The organism is Streptomyces sp. NPDC030809, from assembly GCF_055572195.1.
Genome location: NZ_JBVIDV010000005.1, coordinates 226,749 through 244,621, shown reverse-complemented (window position 1 = coordinate 244,621; position 17,873 = coordinate 226,749). Strand labels below are relative to the sequence as shown.

The window sequence follows — 17,873 nt, the reverse complement described above, 5'->3', positions numbered from 1 at the left end:
CGTGCGCCCGGCCCTGACCGGGCGCACGCCCACCCCGGCTCCCGCGGACCGTCAGCGACAGGTGCTCCGCAGCCGCCGCCGGGGCCCGTCTCAGGAGCCTGCGATGTGCCTGATTTCCGGATGGCGCGACGAAGCGCCCAGGAGCAGGCGGGAGGAGTCGGCGCGGCCGCGCAACTGCACGTCGAAGAAGGTCCGCACGGTCGCACGTACGGCTGCCACGGCCCGGTCGGCGGGGATGGTGCCCAGTTGCAGGGGCAGCGGAATTCCCAGCTGCGGTCCGATGGACACCAGGTCGGTGAAGGAGTTGTGGTCCGCGTCGGCGAGCCGCAGACACCGGTGCCAGCCACGCAGGTGGGGCCACAGCGACGCCCAGGTCGGATCCTGGCGGAGTCCGTCGTGCACAGGAGTGTCCACCAGCAGGAACGGCCGGTCCAGGCCCTTCTGCACCACCGGTCCGTACACGGCGCCGTCGAGGTTGACGCCCGCCCGCACCCGCGGGTCCTCGCCGAGGACGGCCGCCGCCGCGGCGCCGCCCCGGGAGTGGCCGAACACGCCGACCCGGGACAGGTCCATGCTCTCGGCCAGTCCGGACGGCAGCCGGCGCCGCAGGGTACCGGGGGTCCCGCCCGTGTGCAGGTCCGCCAGCCGGTCCAGTACGAAGCGCAGATCGGCGGCGCGCACCGCAACGGCCTGCTCGTCGTCCGCGGGGCGGGTGAGCACGACCCGCCCGTCGGGGAACTCCACTTCGCCGGAGTCGTAGGGGTGGTCGACGGTCACGACGACGTATCCCCAGGACGCCAGGTCCTCCACGACGAGCGTGTTGAAGCTGCGGTCCGCGGCGTACCCCGGCGAGTACAGGATGACGGGGCGCCGCCCGCAGCGGGCCGGTGAGCGGTCCGCGCTGTGGGTGGCCGGCAGTGCGATGCCGTCGAGAACACCGCCGAAGCGGGCCTTCAGCGCCCGCTCGGCACCCGGCGAGAGCCACGGCAGCGCCGTCCGGCCCTGGGTGCCGGCCGCCGGATAGGTCACCGTCACCATCAGCTCGCGCGGCTGCTGAGGATCCGCCCACGGGTCGCGCCTGCCGGGATCGGTCAGGTGCAGCGCCACGGCCCCCACCGGCGCAGGTCCCGACGGCCCGTCGAGCCGTACGGTGACAGGTCCCGCGGCCGGGGCGGATGCAGAGGCGGCGAAGGCGGCAGACGGAAGCGCTGACGAAACGGCGGCCGAGGCGACCGTGGCGAGGCCACCGGCTATGAGGGCGCGGCGGGTCGGGCGAACGAGGGGCATGGCGCTCCTTCCACGGCCGAGAGACCCGACGCCGTGAAGACGCCGCCGGTCGACCGGCCTGGTGATCGTCAACTCTCCCGATCGTAGATCATCTTCTCCGGCTCTCCCGCACCGGCCCCGCACGTCCGGACGCGGTGCTCCCCTGCCGCGGCGAGCGCCCGCACTCGCGTCGGCCGGGGCCCGGTGTGGGTGCAGGTGTGCGGCGGGGCCGGGTCGTACGGTGGGGTGGTGACGGAACGTGTGGCGGGTGCGGCCGGGACCGAGGCGGTTGCGGCGCACCTCAAAGAGCGGCTCTACGCGACGATCACCATGATCTCGGTCGTCGTCGGGCTGGCCGGCAGCAGCCATGTGGACGCCCCCGGAGCCACGGCGACGGTCGCGACCGCCTCGGTGGGCCTGTGGCTGGCCGCGCTGGTCGCCGACCAGCAGGCCCATCGCGTCATCCACGGAGCCCTCGCGCGGGGACGGGACCTGCGCACCATGCTCTTCGTCAGCAGTCCGCTGCTGCTGTCCGCGGTGGGCCCGCTCATCCTGATCGGCGTCTCGGCACTGGGCGCCATGCGACTGGAGACGGCCCTCCTCACCGCGGCCGGGGTCAATGCCGCCACCCTGTTCGCGTGGGGGTGCTACGGGGGCCTCCGGATGGGCGGCGGCATCGTCATCGCCCTGCTCGGCGGCGCGATCGACGCCGCGATCGGCACGGCCGTCGCGGTCGTCAAGGCAACGGCCGGCCACTGACCCGCGGGCAGCCGCTCCCGCAGTCGTGCGGCCGGCCCGCTTCCGACCTGCCGAGGCCGGCCGTTCCGCCCGGCTGCGTGCTCACGTACGGCGGCGGCGCAGCAGTACGGCCCACAGGGCGGTCGCAGCGCCGCCCAGGAGCAGGCTCAGCAGCATCGGAGCGGTGGCCTTCGCCGCGGGGTCCGTGAGGACCGGGACGAGGAGGACCAGGGCGAGGGCGGCCAAGGCCAACGGGCCGGCGTGGACGGCAGGGTGCGCCCAGGTCAGGGGAGTGGTCCGGCGCAGCGCACGGGCCGGAGCGGTCGGGGGCGGCGCGAACGCGGCGTCGCTCGGATGGAGGCTGCCCCACAGGAAGGTCCCGTCGTCCCCGATCCAGAGCCCCGTGGTCCGCCGGCCGGCCGTGACCATCCAACCGGTGAGGCCGGCCAGTTCGATGGCGAGCGCCGCGGCGCATTCGCGTCGCCGGGAGACCGCCAGCACCACCGGCGCCCCGACCGCGCCCGTCGCGGCGAACCGCAGCGCGTCCCCGCCGTGCAGCCCCACGAGCCGGGTGCGCAAGGCGAGGCGCTCACCCGGCCTGGCCACACGTACGGCGCGCACCTCCTTGTGGTCGGGGGTGGCCGCCACCCCGGTGAGGAGCCACGCGAGCCACAGGACGAAGAGCACGACGGCCGCCGTGAACGCGGCGAGAGCATCGAACCACGGCCGGGGGCACGGCAGACGGGGACCGCGAGGTCGAGGTCCGCTCCTGACGCGCGGCCTCTCGCCGTGGCCGGTCGGCCACCTGCTCGGTGCTCTCACCGGGACAGGCCCGGTGCCGGACCCTACGGTGGGCTCATGAGCGACCCGGAGAAGAACAAGGCCACCGCCAAGGCGTTCTACGACCTCATGTTCAACGAATGCCGCCCGGCCGAGGCCATCGACCTGTACGCAGGCGCCACCTACATCCAGCACAACCCGCACGTCGGCGACGGAAAGCAGGCGTTCGTCGACTACTTCGAACGCATGGCCGCGGAGTATCCGGGGAAGCGCGTCGAGTACAAGCGCGCCTTTGCCGAGGGCGACCACGTCGTCCTGCACTGCCACCAGGTCTGGCCGGACGAGGAGTACGCGGGCATCGACATCTTCCGTTTCGACGCCGACGGCAGGATCGTCGAACACTGGGACGTCCTCCAGGTCGTCCCGCCGACATCCCGGAACGACAACACGATGTTCTGAGGCGGCTTGACCTTGTCACTGGCGGCAGGGTTGTTCCCTCGCTGCATGGACATCGACACGAACAGCAGCGGTCGGCGCGTCGTCCTCGTCACGGGGGCCGGGACCGGCATCGGGCAGGCCACCGCACGCGCTTTCGCCGCCCGCGGGGACCTGGTGGCAGTGGTCGGCCGGCGGAAGGCGCTCCTGGAGGAGACCGCCGAAGGGCACTCCGGCATACGGGTGATGGCCGGCGACGTCAGCGCGGCCGGAGAGCCGCAGCGGATCGTCGAAGAAGTGCTCGGTGCGTACGGACGGCTGGACGTGCTCGTCAACAATGCCGGGATCGTACGTTCCGCCGCCCTCGGCCGGGTGGCCGCCGAGGACATCGCGGACCAGTTGGCGGTCAACCTGGTGGCGCCCGTGCTGCTCACGCAGGCCGCGCTGCCCGCGCTGGAGGCATCCGGGGCGGGGGTCGTCGTGAACGTCAGCACCGCGGTGGGGCAGCGGGGCTGGCCCGGGGCCTCCGTCTACGCCGCCACCAAAGCGGCCCTCGACAGCCTCACCCGCAGCTGGGCCGTGGAGCTCGCCCCGCGGGGCGTGCGGGTCGTGGCGGTGGCGCCGGGCGCGGTGGACACGCCGATCGCCGCGCACCAGGGGCTGGGTCCGGAACGGGCCGCCGCGCTGCGGCAGTGGCAGGTGGCGCGCACCCCGCTGGGGCGGATCGGCCGGCCCGAGGAGATCGCCTGGGCGGTGTGCAGCCTCGCCGACCCGGCCGCGTCGTTCCTGACCGGTGTGCTGGTCCCCGTGGACGGGGCGGCGTCGGTGGCCTGAGAGCATGGCCGCATGCTGATCGGGGAACTGGCCGAGGCCACCGCCACGAGCGCCCGCGCCCTGCGCCACTACGAGAGCGCCGGGCTGATCTCCTCCCGGCGGGCCCCGAACGGCTACCGGGTCTACGAGGAGAGTGCCGTGGTGCGGGTCCGCAACATCCGCGCCCTGCTCGACGCCGGGCTCACCCTGGACGACGTACGCGTGTTCCTCCCGTGCCTGGACGGGGACGTGGCCGCCGGTCCGCCCGGCCCGAAGGCGCTGGCCGTGGCCCGGCAGCGGCTCGCCGTCCTGGAGGCGCGCATCGCCGCACAGACGGCTGCCCGCGACCGCCTGCGCCGGGCGCTGGGGCGGGCGGAAGGGGCGGCGCGGGCGGTGCACGAGGACGCCCCGTCCGGCCGGGATCCGCTGCCTGCCGCGCGGATGCCCGGCCGCGCCGGCGAGGAGTAGCCCTTCCTGCCGGTCGGGGAGCGCCGTCACCAGGGCATGGCGTGGCGGGCGTGGTCGGCGGGGGTATCGTCGGTGACGGCAGTGACCCGGCAGAGGACGGCGACCACGCCGTCGATCCGTTCGACGAGGCTGACGAGCACCGGCAGCCGGCTCCGGCGGTCCACGCGGCCGGTCAGCGTGACCACTCCGTCGACCACCTGGACGTCGATGTCGCCGGCGGGCACATCCAGCACGTCGCCGAGGACCTCGTCGGCGATCCGGCGGCGTATCTCGGCGTCCGGACGCAGGAACACGCGCAGCAGGTCCCGGCGGGTGACGATGCCCACGAGCCGGTCCTCCTCGTCCACCACGGGCAGGCGTTCGACGCCGCGGCGGGTCATGAGCCGGGCGGCGTCGGCCACCGAGTGCTCGGGGTGGGCCGTGACCGCCGGGGCGGACATGAGGTCGGCCGCAGTGGGCGTCCCGGCGGGCGGGCCGCCCGGGGAGGCCGCGCGCAGGGCGGCCGCGGTGCTGGCGAGCAGGTCGGTCTGGGAGACGACGCCCACCACCCGGTCCTCCGCGTCGAGGACGGGCACACCGGTGATGTCGTGCTGGGTCAGGAGCTTGGCGATGTCCTTGAACGGGACCGCGGGGGTCACCGAGACGACCTCGTCGGTCATCAGATCCGCCACCCGTGTGTGCCTCATGGGAGCCTCCCGTTCCGGTGTGCGCTGTGCGACGCCGGGGCGGTGCCGCCTGTGGCCTCCACTCTCCGCGCCGGCCCGCCGGGGATCGAGGGCCGAGCGGGCCGACCGGGGGACCGGATGGTCCCACCCCGGCAGGCGCGCCGCCCGGCGGCCCCGCCCGGGCCGCCGTACCGTTCCGGTCGTGGGCCGCACGTCCCGGCCCCCGGGCCGGTCGGCCCTGTCCCGGCGCCGCGCCGCCGACCATGGTGGGAGTCGGAGGGCGGCGCCACGGTCGCCGCACGCTGGAGGGAAGGACGAACAGTGACCCCTGTCATCGCCGTCGGACTGGACGGTTCCCCCGAAAGCCGGGCCGCGGCCCGATGGGCGGCCCACGAGGCGGCCAGGCGGGGACTCGGCGTCCGCCTCGTCCACGCCTGGCTCTGGCAGCCGCTCGACCTGCCGCTCGTCCAGGACCGCGATGCCGAGGCCCGGTGCGCCGACGCGATCCTCCGCGAGGCCGCGGACGAGCTGGCTGCGGACCACCCCGGCCTGCCCGTGACCTCGGAGGTCGTGCCGGACGCGGCCGTACCGGCGCTGCTGCACGCGGGTGCGCAGGCGCAGATGCTGGCGCTCGGCACGAAGGGCCACGGCGCCCTGCTCGGCTTCCTGCTCGGCTCGTACGGCCGGCAGGTCATCGGCGAAGCGGCCTGCCCGGTGGTCTCGGTACGGGCCGCCGCCGGGCAGGACGCGGGCCACGAGGCCGGTGCGGTGGTCGTCGGCCAGCAGGGCGGCGTGGAGGACAGCCACGACGTCCTGCAGTTCGCCTTCGAGACGGCCGCTGCACGCGGCGTGGGCGTCCGGGCGGTGCGCGCCTGGTCCCTGCCACCGCTGTACGCCTACAGCCGCGCCTCGCTCTACCTCGCCGACCAGGCGGGGGGCCTGGAACCCTTCGAGAGGGCTGCCCTGCACCAGGCCTTGGAGCCGTGGCTGGCCAAGTACCCGGCCGTCCCGGTGGAGGAGCACGTCGAAATGGGCGCCGGCGGCCAGGTCCTCCTGTCGGCCTCGGCGGGCGCCGGCCTGGTCGTCGTCGGCCGCCGGGCCCGCACGTCCGCCGTCGGCACCCGGATCGGCTCGGTGGCGCATGCGGTCCTCCACCACGCACCGTGCCCGGTGGCCGTGGTGCCGCACGCGTAGCCGCTGCCGGGCACGGCGTCCGGGCCCCGGGCCCGGACGCCGTGGCGGCGGGCGGCCGGAGGACACCGGTGGGGCCCTCCGGCCGGGGGAGCCCCGGCCGCCGGATCCCCACCGTTCACGACGGGTCCGTCTGACGCTCCGGCAGCCGGGGGATCAGGAGGACGGGGCAGTGCGCGTGGTGGACCAGGGTGTGCGTGGCCCGGCCGAGGGTGCGGCCGATGAAGCCGACGTCGCGGCGCCCTCCCATGACCAGCAGGTCCGCCTGTCGGGTCGCCTCGACGAGGGCGCCGCCCACGGAGGTGCCCTTCTCTGCGTCGGCCTGCACCGACAGCTCCGGGAACTCCTCGCGGACCCGGTCTGCGATGGCCGTCAGGCGGCGTTCGTGTGCCCGGGCGACCTCGTCCACCGCGTCGAGCTGACCCACCACGCTGCCGACGGACTCCAGCAGGTTCCACACGTGGAGCAGCCGCAGGGAAGCCTTGTACAGTTCGGCCTCGCGGGCGGCGTAGCGGGCGCAGTCGAGGTCGTGCTCGTCGCGCACGGCGGCGAGGACCACCCCCTTCTCCCCGTCCTCCCCGGTGCCCCGGACGATGGCGACCGGAGTCTTCGCGCCCGCGGCGGTCTCCAGGCCGGTCGAGCCGAGCATGAGGGTGCTGAAGCCGCCCAGGCCGCGGTTGCCGACCACGAGTGTGCCGTGCAGGCCGGCTGCGCGCTGCAGGCCGGGTACGGCCTGGCCGCGGCTGAGCTCCGTCGTCACCTGGAGTCCCGGGTACTCGGCGGTGACCGTCCGGGCGGTGTCGTCCAGGAGCGCACGGCCGGCCGCACGTACCTTCTCGATGTTCTCCGCGGAGAGGTAGAGCGCCTTGTGATCGGTGTCGGCCGCGTACAGGATGTGCAGGGGGCGGCCCCGCCGGGCGGCCTCGCCCGCCGCCCACAGGGCGGCCGCGCGGGCCGGCTTCGAGCCGTCGACACCGACGGTGACCGAGCTGGTGTCCGGAGTGCGGATGGTGCTTTCCACGGTTCCTCCCTAGGAGAGCTGCCGGTGACACATCCAGGCTGCGCCGTCGGCAGGGCCCGTCAGAGGGCCGCTCAGGTCACGGCCGGGGGCCAAAGGTCCCTCCCGCGCGCACGGAGCGGCCCGCTCCACGGGCGCCCGTCCGCGGCCCGCGCCGGTCTCCGGGACGGGCCGGGTGCCGGCGTCGTCTCAGGCCGCGACGCCGGACCGCAGCCGGCAGTGGCGTGCCCGCGGCGATGATCTCGGGGCGGAGCTCGGGGGAGTGGGACCGTACCGCACTGCGGCAGACGCCGAGGGCGGCCAGGGCCATGGGGCGGTCGACGGCCGCCGTCCGCACAGCGGGCTGCGCAGCCGCGGGTCGGGGGAGGGGCCGAACGGGCCCCGATGGGAACCGTACGACCCAAGCCCGCGACCGGCCCGCGCCCCCACCGTGTGACCAGCACGGCTCACCCGGCCCACGCCGCATGACGAGGAGCAGCGACCATGAGCGCCAAGCGAGTCCTGATCGCCTACGGCACCAAGCACGGCGCCACCGCCGGCATCGCCGAACACATCGGCAAGGCCCTCCGCGAGGACGGCCTCGACGCGGTCGTGCTGCCGGCCGAGGACGTGGACGACGTCCGGGGCTACGACGCGGTCGTCATCGGCGGCGCCCTCTACGGGGGCCACTGGAGCGGCCAGGCCGAGCGCTGCGCGGAACGCAACGCCGACTCCCTGCGGCACCGCCCGGTCTGGCTGTTCAGCAGCGGTCCGCTCGACCGCTCCGCCGAGGAGCACGACATCCCGCCGGTCTCGGCCGTCGCCCGGCAGATGCAGCTCACAGGGGCGCGCGAGCACATCACCTTCGGTGGCAGCATCACGGCCAACACCCCCGGCTTCCTCGCCAAGGCCCTCCTCCACGCGGGCAAGGGCGGGGACTACCGCAACCACGAACGCGTCCGGACCTGGGCCCACCACATCAGCGCCGAGCTCGCGGCCGCCTGAACCGGCGGTCCGGCTCGCACGCCACGAGACGCGGAGGCGCGCCATGCACCACCCGACCAGGGGGAACACGGCCAACCCGCTCAGGCGGCAGGCCGACCGCACCCGGACCCGCCTGCACGCCGCCTTCACGGCCGCCTGCCTGGCGGCCGTGGCCTGCGGCGCCGTCGTCGGCGGGACCGTGTGGGCCGACGGCAGCCGTGCGGCCGCAGAGCTCGCCCGCCACCGGCACACCACGACGGCCGTCACGACCGGCGGGACCACCTACGTGGCCGGCTCCCCGCCGAGCCGGCAGCTCGTGACCGTGGCCCCCGCCACCTGGCACTACCCCTTCCCGCGCGCGCATGCGCAGACGGTTCCCGTTCCCCGGGACACCCGCAGGGGCGACCGGGTCCGGGTGTGGGTGGACGACGACGGGTTCGCGGCCTCCGCGCCTCCCGGCGCGGCCGAGCTCGCGGTGCGCACCGCTGCGTACGGCACGGGTGCGCTCTTCGGGACCGTGCTCGCGGCCGGCGCACTGGTCCGCCTGCGCCTCAAGACCGTCGACGCCGCCAGCTCCCGGGAATGGGAAGCCGAGTGGCGGACCGTCGAACCCCTCTGGTCCGGCCGCCTGCGCCCCGGACGGGAAGCCGGTGACGGATGAGGCGGCGCCCCGGCGATTCCGCGGATGAGCGGGCGGACGTCCCCTCACCGGGCCAGACTGGAGCCATGCACGACGGGGAGGCGATCGAGCTGTCCGGTCTGACCAAGAGGTACGGGCCGGTCGTGGGCGTCGACGGGCTGGACCTGACGGTGCGGCCCGGCGAGGTGTTCGGCTTCCTCGGCCCCAACGGCGCCGGGAAGACGACCACCCTCCGCTGCCTGACCGGACTGATCCGCCCCACCGCCGGCCGGGTGCGGGTGTTCGGCCTCGACCCGGTCACCGACCACCGGCGGCTCGCGCCGCAGCTGGGCTACCTGCCGGGCGAGCTGCGCTTCTACCCCGAACTGTCCGGAGCGCAGACGCTCGACCTCCTGTCCTCCCTGCAGGGCGCCCCCGTACCCCGGCGCGCCGAGCTGTGCGACCGGCTGGGGCTGACCCCGGCCGTCCTCGGCCGGCCCGTGGGCACCTACTCGCGGGGGATGAAGCAGAAGCTCGGGCTGGTGCAGGCACTCCAGCACGACCCTCGGCTCGTGGTGCTGGACGAACCGACCGAAGGGCTGGACCCGTTGGTGCAGGAGACCTTCTTCCTCCTGCTGAACGAGGCCGCGGCAGCCGACCGCACGGTACTCCTCTCCAGCCACGTGCTTCCCGAAGTGCAGCGCGCCTGCGGCCGAGTGGCCATCGTGCGCGCCGGGCGGCTGGTGACGGTCGAGAGCGTGGCGGGCCTGCGCGAGGCACGCGCCCGGCGGATCCGGCTGTCCTTCGCGGACGGGCAGGGCGCCCGGCCGCTCGGAGCCGCGGACCGGTGGGTCCCGCGCTGGCAGGACGACCGCGTGGAACTGCTCGTACCACCGAGCGAGGTGGTGGGCGCGCTCCGCGGCCTGCTGGCGCTGGAGGTGGCCGACGTGACGGTGGAGGAGGCCGGGCTCGACGAGGCGTTCCTGGACCTCTACCGGGGCGACGCCGCGACGGAGCAGCCATGAGGGACCGATGGCCGCTGCTCTGGCTCGCCCTCTACCGCCGGCGCAGGATGCTCACCAGCCTGCTGATCGGCATGATCGCCTTCGAGACCCTGATCGTGGTCGTCGCGAACACGATCACGCCGCAGGACCTCTTCGGCGCGAGCGGCAAGGGCGCGCCGTCGGCCTACCGGGCGTTCAGCGGCTCCAGCGGAGAAGTCTCCATCGCCAGCTACCCGGGCCTGCTCGGCGCGGGACTCGTCCACCCGTTCTGGATCGCCCTCCAACTCACCGCGATCGGCTCCCTCGCGGCTGCGGCGGTCGCGGCCGACGTGGAGTCGGGCACGGTCGAGCTGGTGATGGTCCGTCCGGTCAGCCGCGCCCGGCTGCTGGCGGAGCGGACCGCGGCCCTCCTGGTCGCGGCCCTGGCCCTGAACGCGGCGGCGACCCTCACGGTCGCGGCGGGAGTCGCCCTGTCACCGGACATCCACCGCGCCGTGGCGCTGCGCGGAGTCCTCGCCGCAGGGGTCCTGGGCTGCGCCTTCGCGCTGTGCCTCATCGGGCCTGCGCTGGCCGTGTCGGCGGCGGGCCGGCGAAGGGCCCAGGTGATCGGGACGACCATCGCGATCGGAGCGGTCGGCTTCGCGGTCAACTTCATCGCCCTGGCCTGGGCGCCGGCCCGGCCGCTGCGGTACGCCGGGCCCTTCCACTACTACACCCCGGGTGACGCCCTCGCCGAAGGCACGGTGCCGTGGGTCTCGTTCCTCGTCCTGTCCGGTACCGGCGTGCTGGGCATCCTCGCCGCACATCTGCTGCTTCGCCGCAGGGACTTCACACCCTGACCGGACGACCGGCGTCCCGGACGCCCTCCCCGCGCGCGGGGACGGCGTCCGGGACGGTGTCCGTCACGGCGGCGGACGCGGTGGACGCAGCGGTCGTCAGCCGCGGGCGATGACGGCGACCGGGGCGGCGGCGTGGTGCAGGACCGCGTGAGCGGTCGAACCGAGGTGCGCACCGAGAGGGGAGCGGCGCATACGGCGGCCGATGACGACCGGTTGCGCCCCCTGGCTCGCCCGGACGAGCTGCTCGGCCGCGGACCCCCGCAGGGGGCAGCCGCGGCGGTGTGCCTCCTCGAAGGCGAAGGCGAGCAGCCGGTCGCAGGCCTCGTGGATGTCCACGCCCACGACGAGCTCTCCGGCCGTGCCGGTGACCGGCCGTGCGGACCACCCGGCCCGGGCCCGGGCGTACCGGGGCGGACCGAGCCGGCCGTGATGGGGACCTTCGGCCCACCGGGCGGTCCCTGACGGCCCTCTTTCCCGGCCGTCCGAGGTGCGAGCGTCAGGGGTGGCACCCGTCGGCTTCTCGGTTGGGAGGAACCGTGGAAAGGACCATCCGCACTCCGGACACCAGCTCCGTCATCGTCGGCGTGGACGGCTCGCGGCAGGCGCGCGCCGCCGCCCTGTGGGCCGCGGGGGAGGCCGTACGCCGTGGCCGCCCGCTGCACGTCGTCCACGGTGCCGACACCGACGGCAGGGCCCTGTACCTGTCGGCGGAGACCATCGAGAAGGTCCGTGCCGCGGGCCGGGAACTGCTGGACGACACGGCGAAAGCCGTCACCGCGGAGTACCCCGGGCTCAGCGTGACCACCGAGTTCAGCCGCACGGGCGCCGTCAGCACCCTGCACCGCGCGGGCGGGTTGCACGGCACCATCGTGGTGGGAAGCCGCGGGCTGGGAGGCTTCAACTCGCTCATGCTCGGCTCCGTCGGCCTGGAGACGGCCGCCGGCGCGCGGACCCCGGTCATCGTGGTCCGCGGCATCGAGGGGCCGGAGGAGCGCGGCAGTGTCCTCGCCGCCGTGCGTGACGAGAACGACCTCACGTGCGTCCGCTACGCGGCCCGGGAAGCGGAGCTGCGCAAGGCCTCACTGCGGTTGCTGCAGGTATGGAACGTGCTGCAGTCCGTCGGCTCCGTCGTGACCATGCTCGACGGCGTGGGCGAGGCCGCCCGCCGCGACGAGGAGGCCCTGCTCGCCGTCACGGACACCATCCGCGAGGAGTTCCCCGACCTGGCCGTCGAGAGCGACACGGAGAAGAGCACCTCCGTGGCCGGAGTCCTGGTCGAGGCGTCCCGCCACGCCGACCTGCTGGTCATGGGCGGCCGCCGCGCCCCCACCCCGCTCGGACTGCGACCCGGACTCGGGCGGGCCACGCACAGTCTGCTGCACCACGCGCACTGCCCGGTCCTGCTCCTTCCCCGGTTCGGCAGCGATTTCGGGAGCACGTCATGACCGCCGCGTGGAAGCAGGCGCGCGACATCGTCGTCGGGATCGACCCGGTCCGGGACTGGCACCTCGCCCTGGCCTGGGCCGCCGACGAGGCACACCGCCGCCGCCTGCCGCTGCGCCTGGTGCTGGCGGTGCCGCCACAGCACGGCTCCCACCACGTCGACGACACCCCGGGGCAGACCTCCCTGCGGCAAGCGGGTGCCGACAGGCTGGCAGAGGCCCGGGCCTGGGCCCGCGACCGGCAACCGGAGGCGGCCGTGGCCACCGACCTGCTCGAGGGCTTCCCCGCCCAGGTCCTGGTGGCGCAGGCCCGGCACGCCCGTCTCGTGGTCCTCGGCTCCCGCCACCTGGGCCGCCCGGCCCGATTCTTCAGCGCCGGTTCGACCGTCGTCCCCGTGACCGCGCAGGCCGCGTGCCCGGTCGTCGTCGTGGGTGACGCCGAGCACGCCACCCAGCAGCCCGCCTACCTCGTCGCCGGCATCGACGGCAGCACGGCCGCCACGGACGCCCTGGCGTTCGCCTTCGACGAGGCCGACCGGCGCGGTGCCGCCCTGCGGGTCGTCTGCGTGTGGCAGCCTCCGCTGTTCCTCCTCGACGACGAGGAGGTCGCGCTGAAGGCCCAGCGGCTCCTGCTGAGCGAAGCCACGGCCGGCCTGGCGGACGAGTACCCGGACGTCCACGTCACCCACGAGGTCCTCACCGGTCACCCCGTCGAGGAGCTCGCCCGGACGGCGGAACACGCCCTCGCCCTGGTCGTGGGCCGCCGTGGCCGGGGCGGATACACGGGTATGCGGCTCGGCTCCGTCACCCACGGCCTCCTGCACCGGGCCCACTGCCCGGTCATCACCGTCCCCACCGGCTGAGCGGGTCGGCGATGAGCACCCGCACGAGGGCTCCCTTCGACCCCGTTCTCGACACCGAGCCGGCTCTGCCGGACCGGGGCCGGCGCCACGCGCAGACCCCGGCCCGCCAGGACCGCCTCCTGCGCGCCGCCATCGACAGAAAGGCACGATCATGAACACGCAGCCCCCCGCCGACCGCTCCGGGATCCACGCCGAGCTCGGCGATCAGATCGTCGTGGGCGGACCCGTCGTCGGCAGGCCCGGCAGGGACGGGGAAGTGGTCGCCCTCCACCACCAGGACGGCACCCCGCCCTACGACGTGCGCTGGTCCGACACCGGCCGCACCACCGTCTTCTTCCCAGGTCCGGATGCCCACGTCCGCCACCTGCACCACCGCACGGACCACTGAACGGAGCGCCTGCCTCCGGCCGGTACTACCGTGGAGAGGGGTGCGGCTCCTCACCGCTGCCACCGGCCGGAGGTGGAAGATGAGCGCAGGCGAACGGCCTGCCGCGCCGGGTGTGCCCCGGCTGCGCCTGGACGAGCTCCTCGACGAGCTCCAGGTACGGATCGACGAGGTGCGCGGTGCCCGCGACCGGCTGAACGGCCTCCTGGAAGCCGTCATGTCGGTCGGCCGGGAACTGGACCTGCCGCAGGTCCTGCGCGGCATCGTCGAGGCCGCCGTCGTCCTCGTGGACGCCGAGTACGGGGCCCTCGGCGTCATCGGCGACGACAAGCAGCTCGCCGAGTTCCTGCCCGTCGGCATCAGCGACGAACTCCGCGCCCGGATCGGCGACCTGCCGTCGGGCCACGGCATCCTCGGGGAACTGATCCGCCACCCGGAACCGCTGCGCCTCTCCGAGCTGTCCGAGCACCCGGCCTCGTACGGGTTCCCGGCGCACCACCCGCCGATGCACTCCTTCCTCGGTGTGCCCATCCGGGTCCGCGAGGAGGTGTTCGGCAACCTCTACCTCACCGAGAAGCGCGGGGGAGCCGACTTCGACCCCGAGGACGAGGCCGTGCTGTCCACCCTCGCCGTCGCCGCCGGCATCGCCATCGAGAACGCCCGCCTCTTCGAGGAGGTGCGCCTGCGCGAGCGCTGGCTGGAGGCCAGCGCGGACATCACCAGCGCCCTGCTCTCCGGAAGCCCCCAGGACGAGGTCCTCCAGGGCATGCTGGAGCGCGCCACGGACATCACCGGCGCGGACATGGGCGTCTTCTACCTCCTGGGCCCCGGCGGCGAGCTGCGCGGGTCGTTGGCCCTCGGGGAGGGCGCCGAAGCGCACCGCGGGATCGTCCTGCCCAGCACCCGCGGCACCCTGGCCGAGGTCGCGCTGGCCCGCGACGACGGTCTGATCACGGTGACGGACGTCCAGGGGGACGGCCGCGTCACCGTGCAACCCGAGCGCTGGGAGGGCTTCGGCCCCGCCGTCGCCGTCACCGTCGGCACGAAGGAGAAGCTCAGCGGCGTGCTGATGCTGGCCCGCCGGCAGGGGCGTCCCGTGTTCGCCCCCTCGGAGGTCGCAGCGCTTCCGGGCTTCGCCGGACAGGCGGCCCTGGCGCTGGAGCTGGCCGACCGCCGCCGCGACGCCGAGCAGATGAGCCTGCTGGAGGACCACGACCGCATCGCCCGGGACCTGCACGATCTCGCCATCCAGCGCCTCTTCGCCACCGGCATGACCCTCCAGAGCGCCCAGCGCTTCGTCGAACACCCCGAAGCGGCCGAACGACTGGCCCGCGCGGTCGACGACCTGGACGCCACCATCAAGATCATCCGCTCCACCATCTTCGGGCTGCGGGAGCGCGTGTCCCCGGCCACGGGGTCGAAGCTCCGCGCCCGCGCGGTCCAGGCCCTGGACGAAGCCGCCGTGGCCCTCGGCTTCGCCCCGGCCCTGCGGATGGAGGGACTCATCGACACCGATGTCCCGCCGGCCGTCGCCGACGAGGCTCTGGCGGTACTCGGCGAAGCGCTGGCCAACGTCGCCCGGCACGCACGGGCCGACCACGTAGAGGTTCTGATCACAGCGGCCGACGGCGTCCTCACCCTCGCCGTGACGGACGACGGCGCCGGCATGCCCGAGGGCGGCCGCCGCAGCGGACTGCGCAACCTGACCGAACGCGCGCAGCGGCTGGGCGGGCGGATGGCCGTCGGCCCCCCGGGCGGCGGCGGGCACGGGACCCGCCTGGAATGGCAGGTGCCGCTGGCCTCCGTGCCGAGGTGAGCACGCCCTCGCTCGTGGCGGGCGAGGACCGATCCGATGCGAGCCGCGGCGCCCGCCGACGGATCCGATCCGCAGCGGGCGCGGCCCCGTCCGGCCGGGCCCGGGGCGCATCCGTACGCGGCGCAGGACCACCGTCTAGGCAGCGGTGCCGACGTCGCCGTCCAGCTCCATCCGGACGTCCACGACCCCCTCGACCGCGCGGATCGCCCGCGCGAGCAGGGGTACCAGGGCGCGGTCCCGAACCGGACCGCGCAGGGTGACGACGCCGTCCTGGACGGTGAAGTCCAAGGCCGTACCGGGCGTCAGCTCGGTGAGGACCGCCGTGCGGATCTCCTCCTCCAGCTCCTCGTCCGGCCGCAGGAAGACCTTCAACAGGTCACTGCGGCTGACCACGCCCTCGAGCAGGCCGAGCGCGTTGACGACGGGCAGCCGCTTGACGTGCTTGCGGGCCATGATCCGGGCGGCCTCGGCGACCGGCGCGTCCGGATGGACGGTGACGGCCGGACTCGACATGAGCTCCTCGGCCAGCACCCCGCCGGCCTTGGACGCCTCCTCCAACTGGCCGGGAAGCACGGGATCGGTGCGCCGGAACTCCTCCTTGGGCAAAAGGTCGGCCTCGGAGACGACACCGACGACGCGGCCCTCGCCCTCCAGCACGGGCACCGCGCTGACCTTCCACTGGTGCATCAGTTCGACGATCTCCTTGTAGGAGGCCTCGCGGCCGATCGCGACGGCGGTGTGCGTCATGACGTCGCTGACGGTGTAGCGGGATGCGGACATGGCCGGCTCCTTCGGTGTGCGGTGCGTCAGAGGTTGCTGCCGCTGCCGTACGGCGCGTACAGGTCGAGCAGACGGACCCGGGCCGCCTGGAGCCGGTGGGCGAGGACCTGCCCGACCCAGTGCCCGACCGCCGAGCCGAAGCCGGGATCGGCATCCATCAGCACGCGTACGGGCCCGGCATCGAACTCGTACGCGCGTACGGGGCTCATCGCCTCGGCACCCAGGCGCCAGACGTACGGTGTGAAGAGCCACGAGCAGCCGACGAGCTCGCCGGGGCCGAGGTGCTCGATCACGGCCGCGCGCCGGCCGGGCACGTGGGCGTCGAGGGTGACGGTGCCCGACCGGACGATCCAGAACCGGTCGGCGTGGCCGCCTTCGCGGAAGAGGCGGGTCCCGTCGGCGAGGTTGACCTCCCGTGCCAGCTCCATCAGGCGCGAGCGGTACGGCTCGGGCAGCACGGCGGTGACGCGGGTGGGAGACGAGGTGCTCATGGACGGCCTCCAGGTTCGAGTCCGCTTCCAGTCTCTGCCGGCCGGCCCGCCCGGGCATGGGTCCTGTGGTCCCCTGCTGGGCCCTACCGGCCCATGCCCGCCGCCCCGCCGGGCCTCCGGCGGCAGGACGGCCGCAAGACCGCCCCCGCTCCGTCCCGTGCCCGCCAGGCCGAGCGCGACCGCATCAGCCGACGGGGACCACCGCGACCGGCGCGGCGCAGTGGTGGATCACCGCATGCGCGACACGGCCGACGCGCGGGCCGATCGGACCCTTGCGCCTGCGCCGTCCGACGACCATGAGATCCGCTCCCCCGGACGCCTCCACGAGCCGTTGTCCGGCGGAGCCGACGGCCACCTCCTCGGTGACCCGCACGTCCGGGTACCGGGCACGCCAGGGCCGCACGCAGTCCGCCAGCTCCTCCACGACCCGCTGTCCCATCAGCTCGCCGATGCCGGGGTCGGCCACGCTCGCGGAGACATGGGGGCCCGGCAGGGGCCGGCAGTGCAGGACCCGGAGCACCCCGCCCCGCCGTGCGGCTTCGCCGAACGCGAAGGCGAGCACCTGCTCGCACGGGTGGCCGAGGTCGACGCCCACGAGGATCTCGCCGAACGGCGCCTCCGAGGGCGGAGTGTCCGGCGCCGTCCTGGGGCTCCCCCCGGCGGTCCCGGCGCCGTGCGCGTCCGGGTCTGCGCCCCGTACGAGGACGACCGGTCGCCGGGACGCCCCGACGACCGCCAGCGACACCGAGCCGGCGAGGAAGCCCGCCACACCGCCGAGGCCCCGGGAGCCGAGCACCATCAGGTCCGAAGCGTCCGCCGCCGCGCCCAGCAGCTCGGCGGCGCGCCCCCGCTCGTGCACGGTGGTCACCTCCAGCCCCGCATGGTCTTTCCGCGCCTGCTCCGCGAGGTCGCGGAGCAGGCCGGCCGACCGCTGGGCACGGCGGGCGGCCAACGGGTACGGGATCTCCGGTGTGACGGGCCATTCCTCCACCTGGACCAGGTGCAGCGGCACCTCACGGCGTACGGCCTCCCGCGCGGCCCAGAGCGCCGCCGCCAGGCTCTCCGGCGAGCCGTCCACACCGACCGTGACCTGAGCAGTCATGGCATGCCTCCTCGATGCGCCGGGCACGTCCACGAAGGACGGGTCTTCCAGCGTCGCGTACCGCCCGCCGGCGTGTGAGGGGCCGACCGGGGCGCGTCCGGACCCGACCGGCCCATGCGGGGACGGTGCACGGAGTACCAGCGTGGCGGTGACAACCGCCTGCCGTGCCGTGCCGAGCCGGACGGGAGGCGGCGG

20 protein-coding genes and 1 pseudogene are annotated in these 17,873 nt (G+C 74.8%); 13 read left to right on the top strand and 8 right to left on the bottom strand.

Annotated features, from left to right (window positions below):
* Window positions 1-90: 90 nt before the first annotated feature.
* The gene (locus ACZ407_RS09505) at window positions 91-1,287 is read right to left on the bottom strand and encodes an alpha/beta hydrolase family protein (protein ID WP_468126925.1); all 1,197 of its coding nucleotides are present in this window, start codon (window positions 1,285-1,287) and stop codon (window positions 91-93) included.
* Between the two features lie 228 nt (window positions 1,288-1,515).
* On the opposite strand from ACZ407_RS09505, the gene ACZ407_RS09500 reads away from it, so the two are divergent.
* Window positions 1,516-2,025 carry a hypothetical protein gene (locus ACZ407_RS09500; RefSeq protein ID WP_468126924.1) on the top strand — a complete coding sequence of 170 codons (510 nt, stop codon included), beginning with the start codon at window positions 1,516-1,518 and terminating at the stop codon, window positions 2,023-2,025.
* A gap of 81 nt (window positions 2,026-2,106) precedes the next feature.
* On the opposite strand, the gene ACZ407_RS09495 is transcribed toward ACZ407_RS09500, so the two are convergent.
* Window positions 2,107-2,691, bottom strand: coding sequence for a hypothetical protein (locus ACZ407_RS09495; protein ID WP_468126923.1), 585 nt, complete (start codon window positions 2,689-2,691; stop codon window positions 2,107-2,109).
* A 171-nt stretch (window positions 2,692-2,862) separates the two neighbouring features.
* Here ACZ407_RS09495 and ACZ407_RS09490 point away from each other — a divergent pair, with 171 nt between their 5' ends.
* From ACZ407_RS09490 to ACZ407_RS09480, 3 genes are read left to right on the top strand one after another with little or no spacing between them, the layout of a single operon-like run.
* Window positions 2,863-3,243 (top strand): nuclear transport factor 2 family protein, encoded by a 381-nt coding sequence (locus ACZ407_RS09490; RefSeq protein ID WP_468126922.1) that lies wholly within the window; start codon window positions 2,863-2,865, stop codon window positions 3,241-3,243.
* A gap of 45 nt (window positions 3,244-3,288) precedes the next feature.
* Window positions 3,289-4,053 carry an SDR family NAD(P)-dependent oxidoreductase gene (locus ACZ407_RS09485; RefSeq protein WP_468126921.1) on the top strand — a complete coding sequence of 255 codons (765 nt, stop codon included), beginning with the start codon at window positions 3,289-3,291 and terminating at the stop codon, window positions 4,051-4,053.
* Between the two features lie 12 nt (window positions 4,054-4,065).
* On the top strand, window positions 4,066-4,500 hold the full coding sequence (locus tag ACZ407_RS09480) for a MerR family transcriptional regulator (protein WP_468126920.1): 435 nt from the start codon (window positions 4,066-4,068) through the stop codon (window positions 4,498-4,500).
* Between the two features lie 26 nt (window positions 4,501-4,526).
* Here ACZ407_RS09480 and ACZ407_RS09475 read toward each other — a convergent pair whose 3' ends face one another.
* Window positions 4,527-5,186: a CBS domain-containing protein gene (locus ACZ407_RS09475; protein WP_468126919.1), complete on the bottom strand. Its 660-nt coding sequence runs from the start codon at window positions 5,184-5,186 to the stop codon at window positions 4,527-4,529.
* Window positions 5,187-5,486: 300 nt separating this feature from the next.
* Between ACZ407_RS09475 and ACZ407_RS09470 the strand changes: the two genes are divergently transcribed.
* Window positions 5,487-6,359 (top strand): universal stress protein, encoded by an 873-nt coding sequence (locus tag ACZ407_RS09470; protein WP_468126918.1) that lies wholly within the window; start codon window positions 5,487-5,489, stop codon window positions 6,357-6,359.
* A 115-nt stretch (window positions 6,360-6,474) separates the two neighbouring features.
* Here ACZ407_RS09470 and ACZ407_RS09465 read toward each other — a convergent pair whose 3' ends face one another.
* Window positions 6,475-7,377 (bottom strand): universal stress protein, encoded by a 903-nt coding sequence (locus ACZ407_RS09465; RefSeq protein WP_468126916.1) that lies wholly within the window; start codon window positions 7,375-7,377, stop codon window positions 6,475-6,477.
* Between the two features lie 480 nt (window positions 7,378-7,857).
* Between ACZ407_RS09465 and ACZ407_RS09460 the strand changes: the two genes are divergently transcribed.
* The 4 genes from ACZ407_RS09460 to ACZ407_RS09445 all read left to right on the top strand — a co-directional run bounded on the left by ACZ407_RS09460 (window position 7,858) and on the right by ACZ407_RS09445 (window position 10,799).
* Complete coding sequence (locus tag ACZ407_RS09460; protein WP_468126915.1) at window positions 7,858-8,358, top strand: flavodoxin domain-containing protein; 501 nt, start codon at window positions 7,858-7,860, stop codon at window positions 8,356-8,358.
* A 43-nt stretch (window positions 8,359-8,401) separates the two neighbouring features.
* Complete coding sequence (locus ACZ407_RS09455; RefSeq protein WP_468126914.1) at window positions 8,402-8,998, top strand: Rv1733c family protein; 597 nt, start codon at window positions 8,402-8,404, stop codon at window positions 8,996-8,998.
* A gap of 65 nt (window positions 8,999-9,063) precedes the next feature.
* Window positions 9,064-9,981, top strand: coding sequence for an ABC transporter ATP-binding protein (locus tag ACZ407_RS09450; RefSeq protein WP_468126913.1), 918 nt, complete (start codon window positions 9,064-9,066; stop codon window positions 9,979-9,981).
* Entirely contained in the window at window positions 9,978-10,799 is an 822-nt protein-coding gene (locus ACZ407_RS09445; RefSeq protein ID WP_468126912.1) for a hypothetical protein, read from the top strand. Before ACZ407_RS09450 ends, ACZ407_RS09445 begins: the two co-directional genes overlap by 4 nt.
* A gap of 96 nt (window positions 10,800-10,895) precedes the next feature.
* On the opposite strand, the gene ACZ407_RS09440 is transcribed toward ACZ407_RS09445, so the two are convergent.
* Window positions 10,896-11,141: a universal stress protein gene (locus tag ACZ407_RS09440; RefSeq protein ID WP_468126910.1), complete on the bottom strand. Its 246-nt coding sequence runs from the start codon at window positions 11,139-11,141 to the stop codon at window positions 10,896-10,898.
* A 194-nt stretch (window positions 11,142-11,335) separates the two neighbouring features.
* Here ACZ407_RS09440 and ACZ407_RS09435 point away from each other — a divergent pair, with 194 nt between their 5' ends.
* The 4 genes and pseudogenes from ACZ407_RS09435 (at window position 11,336) to ACZ407_RS09420 (ending at window position 15,305) form a co-directional block, all read left to right on the top strand.
* Window positions 11,336-12,244, top strand: a complete 909-nt coding sequence (locus tag ACZ407_RS09435; RefSeq protein ID WP_468126909.1) for a universal stress protein — start codon at window positions 11,336-11,338, stop codon at window positions 12,242-12,244.
* Window positions 12,241-13,104: a universal stress protein gene (locus ACZ407_RS09430; RefSeq protein WP_468126907.1), complete on the top strand. Its 864-nt coding sequence runs from the start codon at window positions 12,241-12,243 to the stop codon at window positions 13,102-13,104. The genes ACZ407_RS09435 and ACZ407_RS09430 overlap by 4 nt, the downstream gene beginning before the upstream one ends.
* 184 nt (window positions 13,105-13,288) lie before the next feature.
* Window positions 13,289-13,471: pseudogene (locus ACZ407_RS09425) on the top strand (DUF1918 domain-containing protein); the annotation flags it as partial.
* A 100-nt stretch (window positions 13,472-13,571) separates the two neighbouring features.
* On the top strand, window positions 13,572-15,305 hold the full coding sequence (locus tag ACZ407_RS09420) for a sensor histidine kinase (RefSeq protein WP_468126905.1): 1,734 nt from the start codon (window positions 13,572-13,574) through the stop codon (window positions 15,303-15,305).
* A 135-nt stretch (window positions 15,306-15,440) separates the two neighbouring features.
* Here the strand turns inward: ACZ407_RS09420 and ACZ407_RS09415 are convergent, their stop codons facing one another.
* From ACZ407_RS09415 to ACZ407_RS09405, 3 genes are all read right to left on the bottom strand, one after another.
* Window positions 15,441-16,085, bottom strand: coding sequence for a CBS domain-containing protein (locus ACZ407_RS09415; protein WP_468126903.1), 645 nt, complete (start codon window positions 16,083-16,085; stop codon window positions 15,441-15,443).
* Between the two features lie 26 nt (window positions 16,086-16,111).
* Window positions 16,112-16,576, bottom strand: coding sequence for a Crp/Fnr family transcriptional regulator (locus tag ACZ407_RS09410; RefSeq protein WP_468126902.1), 465 nt, complete (start codon window positions 16,574-16,576; stop codon window positions 16,112-16,114).
* Window positions 16,577-16,760: 184 nt separating this feature from the next.
* Window positions 16,761-17,678, bottom strand: a complete 918-nt coding sequence (locus ACZ407_RS09405; RefSeq protein WP_468126901.1) for a universal stress protein — start codon at window positions 17,676-17,678, stop codon at window positions 16,761-16,763.
* Between the last annotated feature and the right edge of the window lie 195 nt (window positions 17,679-17,873).

Bases quoted from the DNA above. Each gene is read 5' to 3' on its own strand.
- ACZ407_RS09505 (WP_468126925.1), bottom strand. From the start codon at position 1,287: ATGCCCCTCGTTCGCCCGACCCGCCGCGCCCTCATAGCCGGTGGCCTC.
- ACZ407_RS09490 (WP_468126922.1), top strand. From the start codon at position 2,863: ATGAGCGACCCGGAGAAGAACAAGGCCACCGCCAAGGCGTTCTACGAC.
- ACZ407_RS09485 (WP_468126921.1), top strand. From the start codon at position 3,289: ATGGACATCGACACGAACAGCAGCGGTCGGCGCGTCGTCCTCGTCACG.
- ACZ407_RS09480 (WP_468126920.1), top strand. From the start codon at position 4,066: ATGCTGATCGGGGAACTGGCCGAGGCCACCGCCACGAGCGCCCGCGCC.
- ACZ407_RS09475 (WP_468126919.1), bottom strand. From the start codon at position 5,186: ATGAGGCACACACGGGTGGCGGATCTGATGACCGACGAGGTCGTCTCG.
- ACZ407_RS09460 (WP_468126915.1), top strand. From the start codon at position 7,858: ATGAGCGCCAAGCGAGTCCTGATCGCCTACGGCACCAAGCACGGCGCC.
- ACZ407_RS09455 (WP_468126914.1), top strand. From the start codon at position 8,402: ATGCACCACCCGACCAGGGGGAACACGGCCAACCCGCTCAGGCGGCAG.
- ACZ407_RS09450 (WP_468126913.1), top strand. From the start codon at position 9,064: ATGCACGACGGGGAGGCGATCGAGCTGTCCGGTCTGACCAAGAGGTAC.
- ACZ407_RS09445 (WP_468126912.1), top strand. From the start codon at position 9,978: ATGAGGGACCGATGGCCGCTGCTCTGGCTCGCCCTCTACCGCCGGCGC.
- ACZ407_RS09430 (WP_468126907.1), top strand. From the start codon at position 12,241: ATGACCGCCGCGTGGAAGCAGGCGCGCGACATCGTCGTCGGGATCGAC.
- ACZ407_RS09420 (WP_468126905.1), top strand. From the start codon at position 13,572: ATGAGCGCAGGCGAACGGCCTGCCGCGCCGGGTGTGCCCCGGCTGCGC.
- ACZ407_RS09415 (WP_468126903.1), bottom strand. From the start codon at position 16,085: ATGTCCGCATCCCGCTACACCGTCAGCGACGTCATGACGCACACCGCC.
- ACZ407_RS09410 (WP_468126902.1), bottom strand. From the start codon at position 16,576: ATGAGCACCTCGTCTCCCACCCGCGTCACCGCCGTGCTGCCCGAGCCG.
- ACZ407_RS09405 (WP_468126901.1), bottom strand. From the start codon at position 17,678: ATGACTGCTCAGGTCACGGTCGGTGTGGACGGCTCGCCGGAGAGCCTG.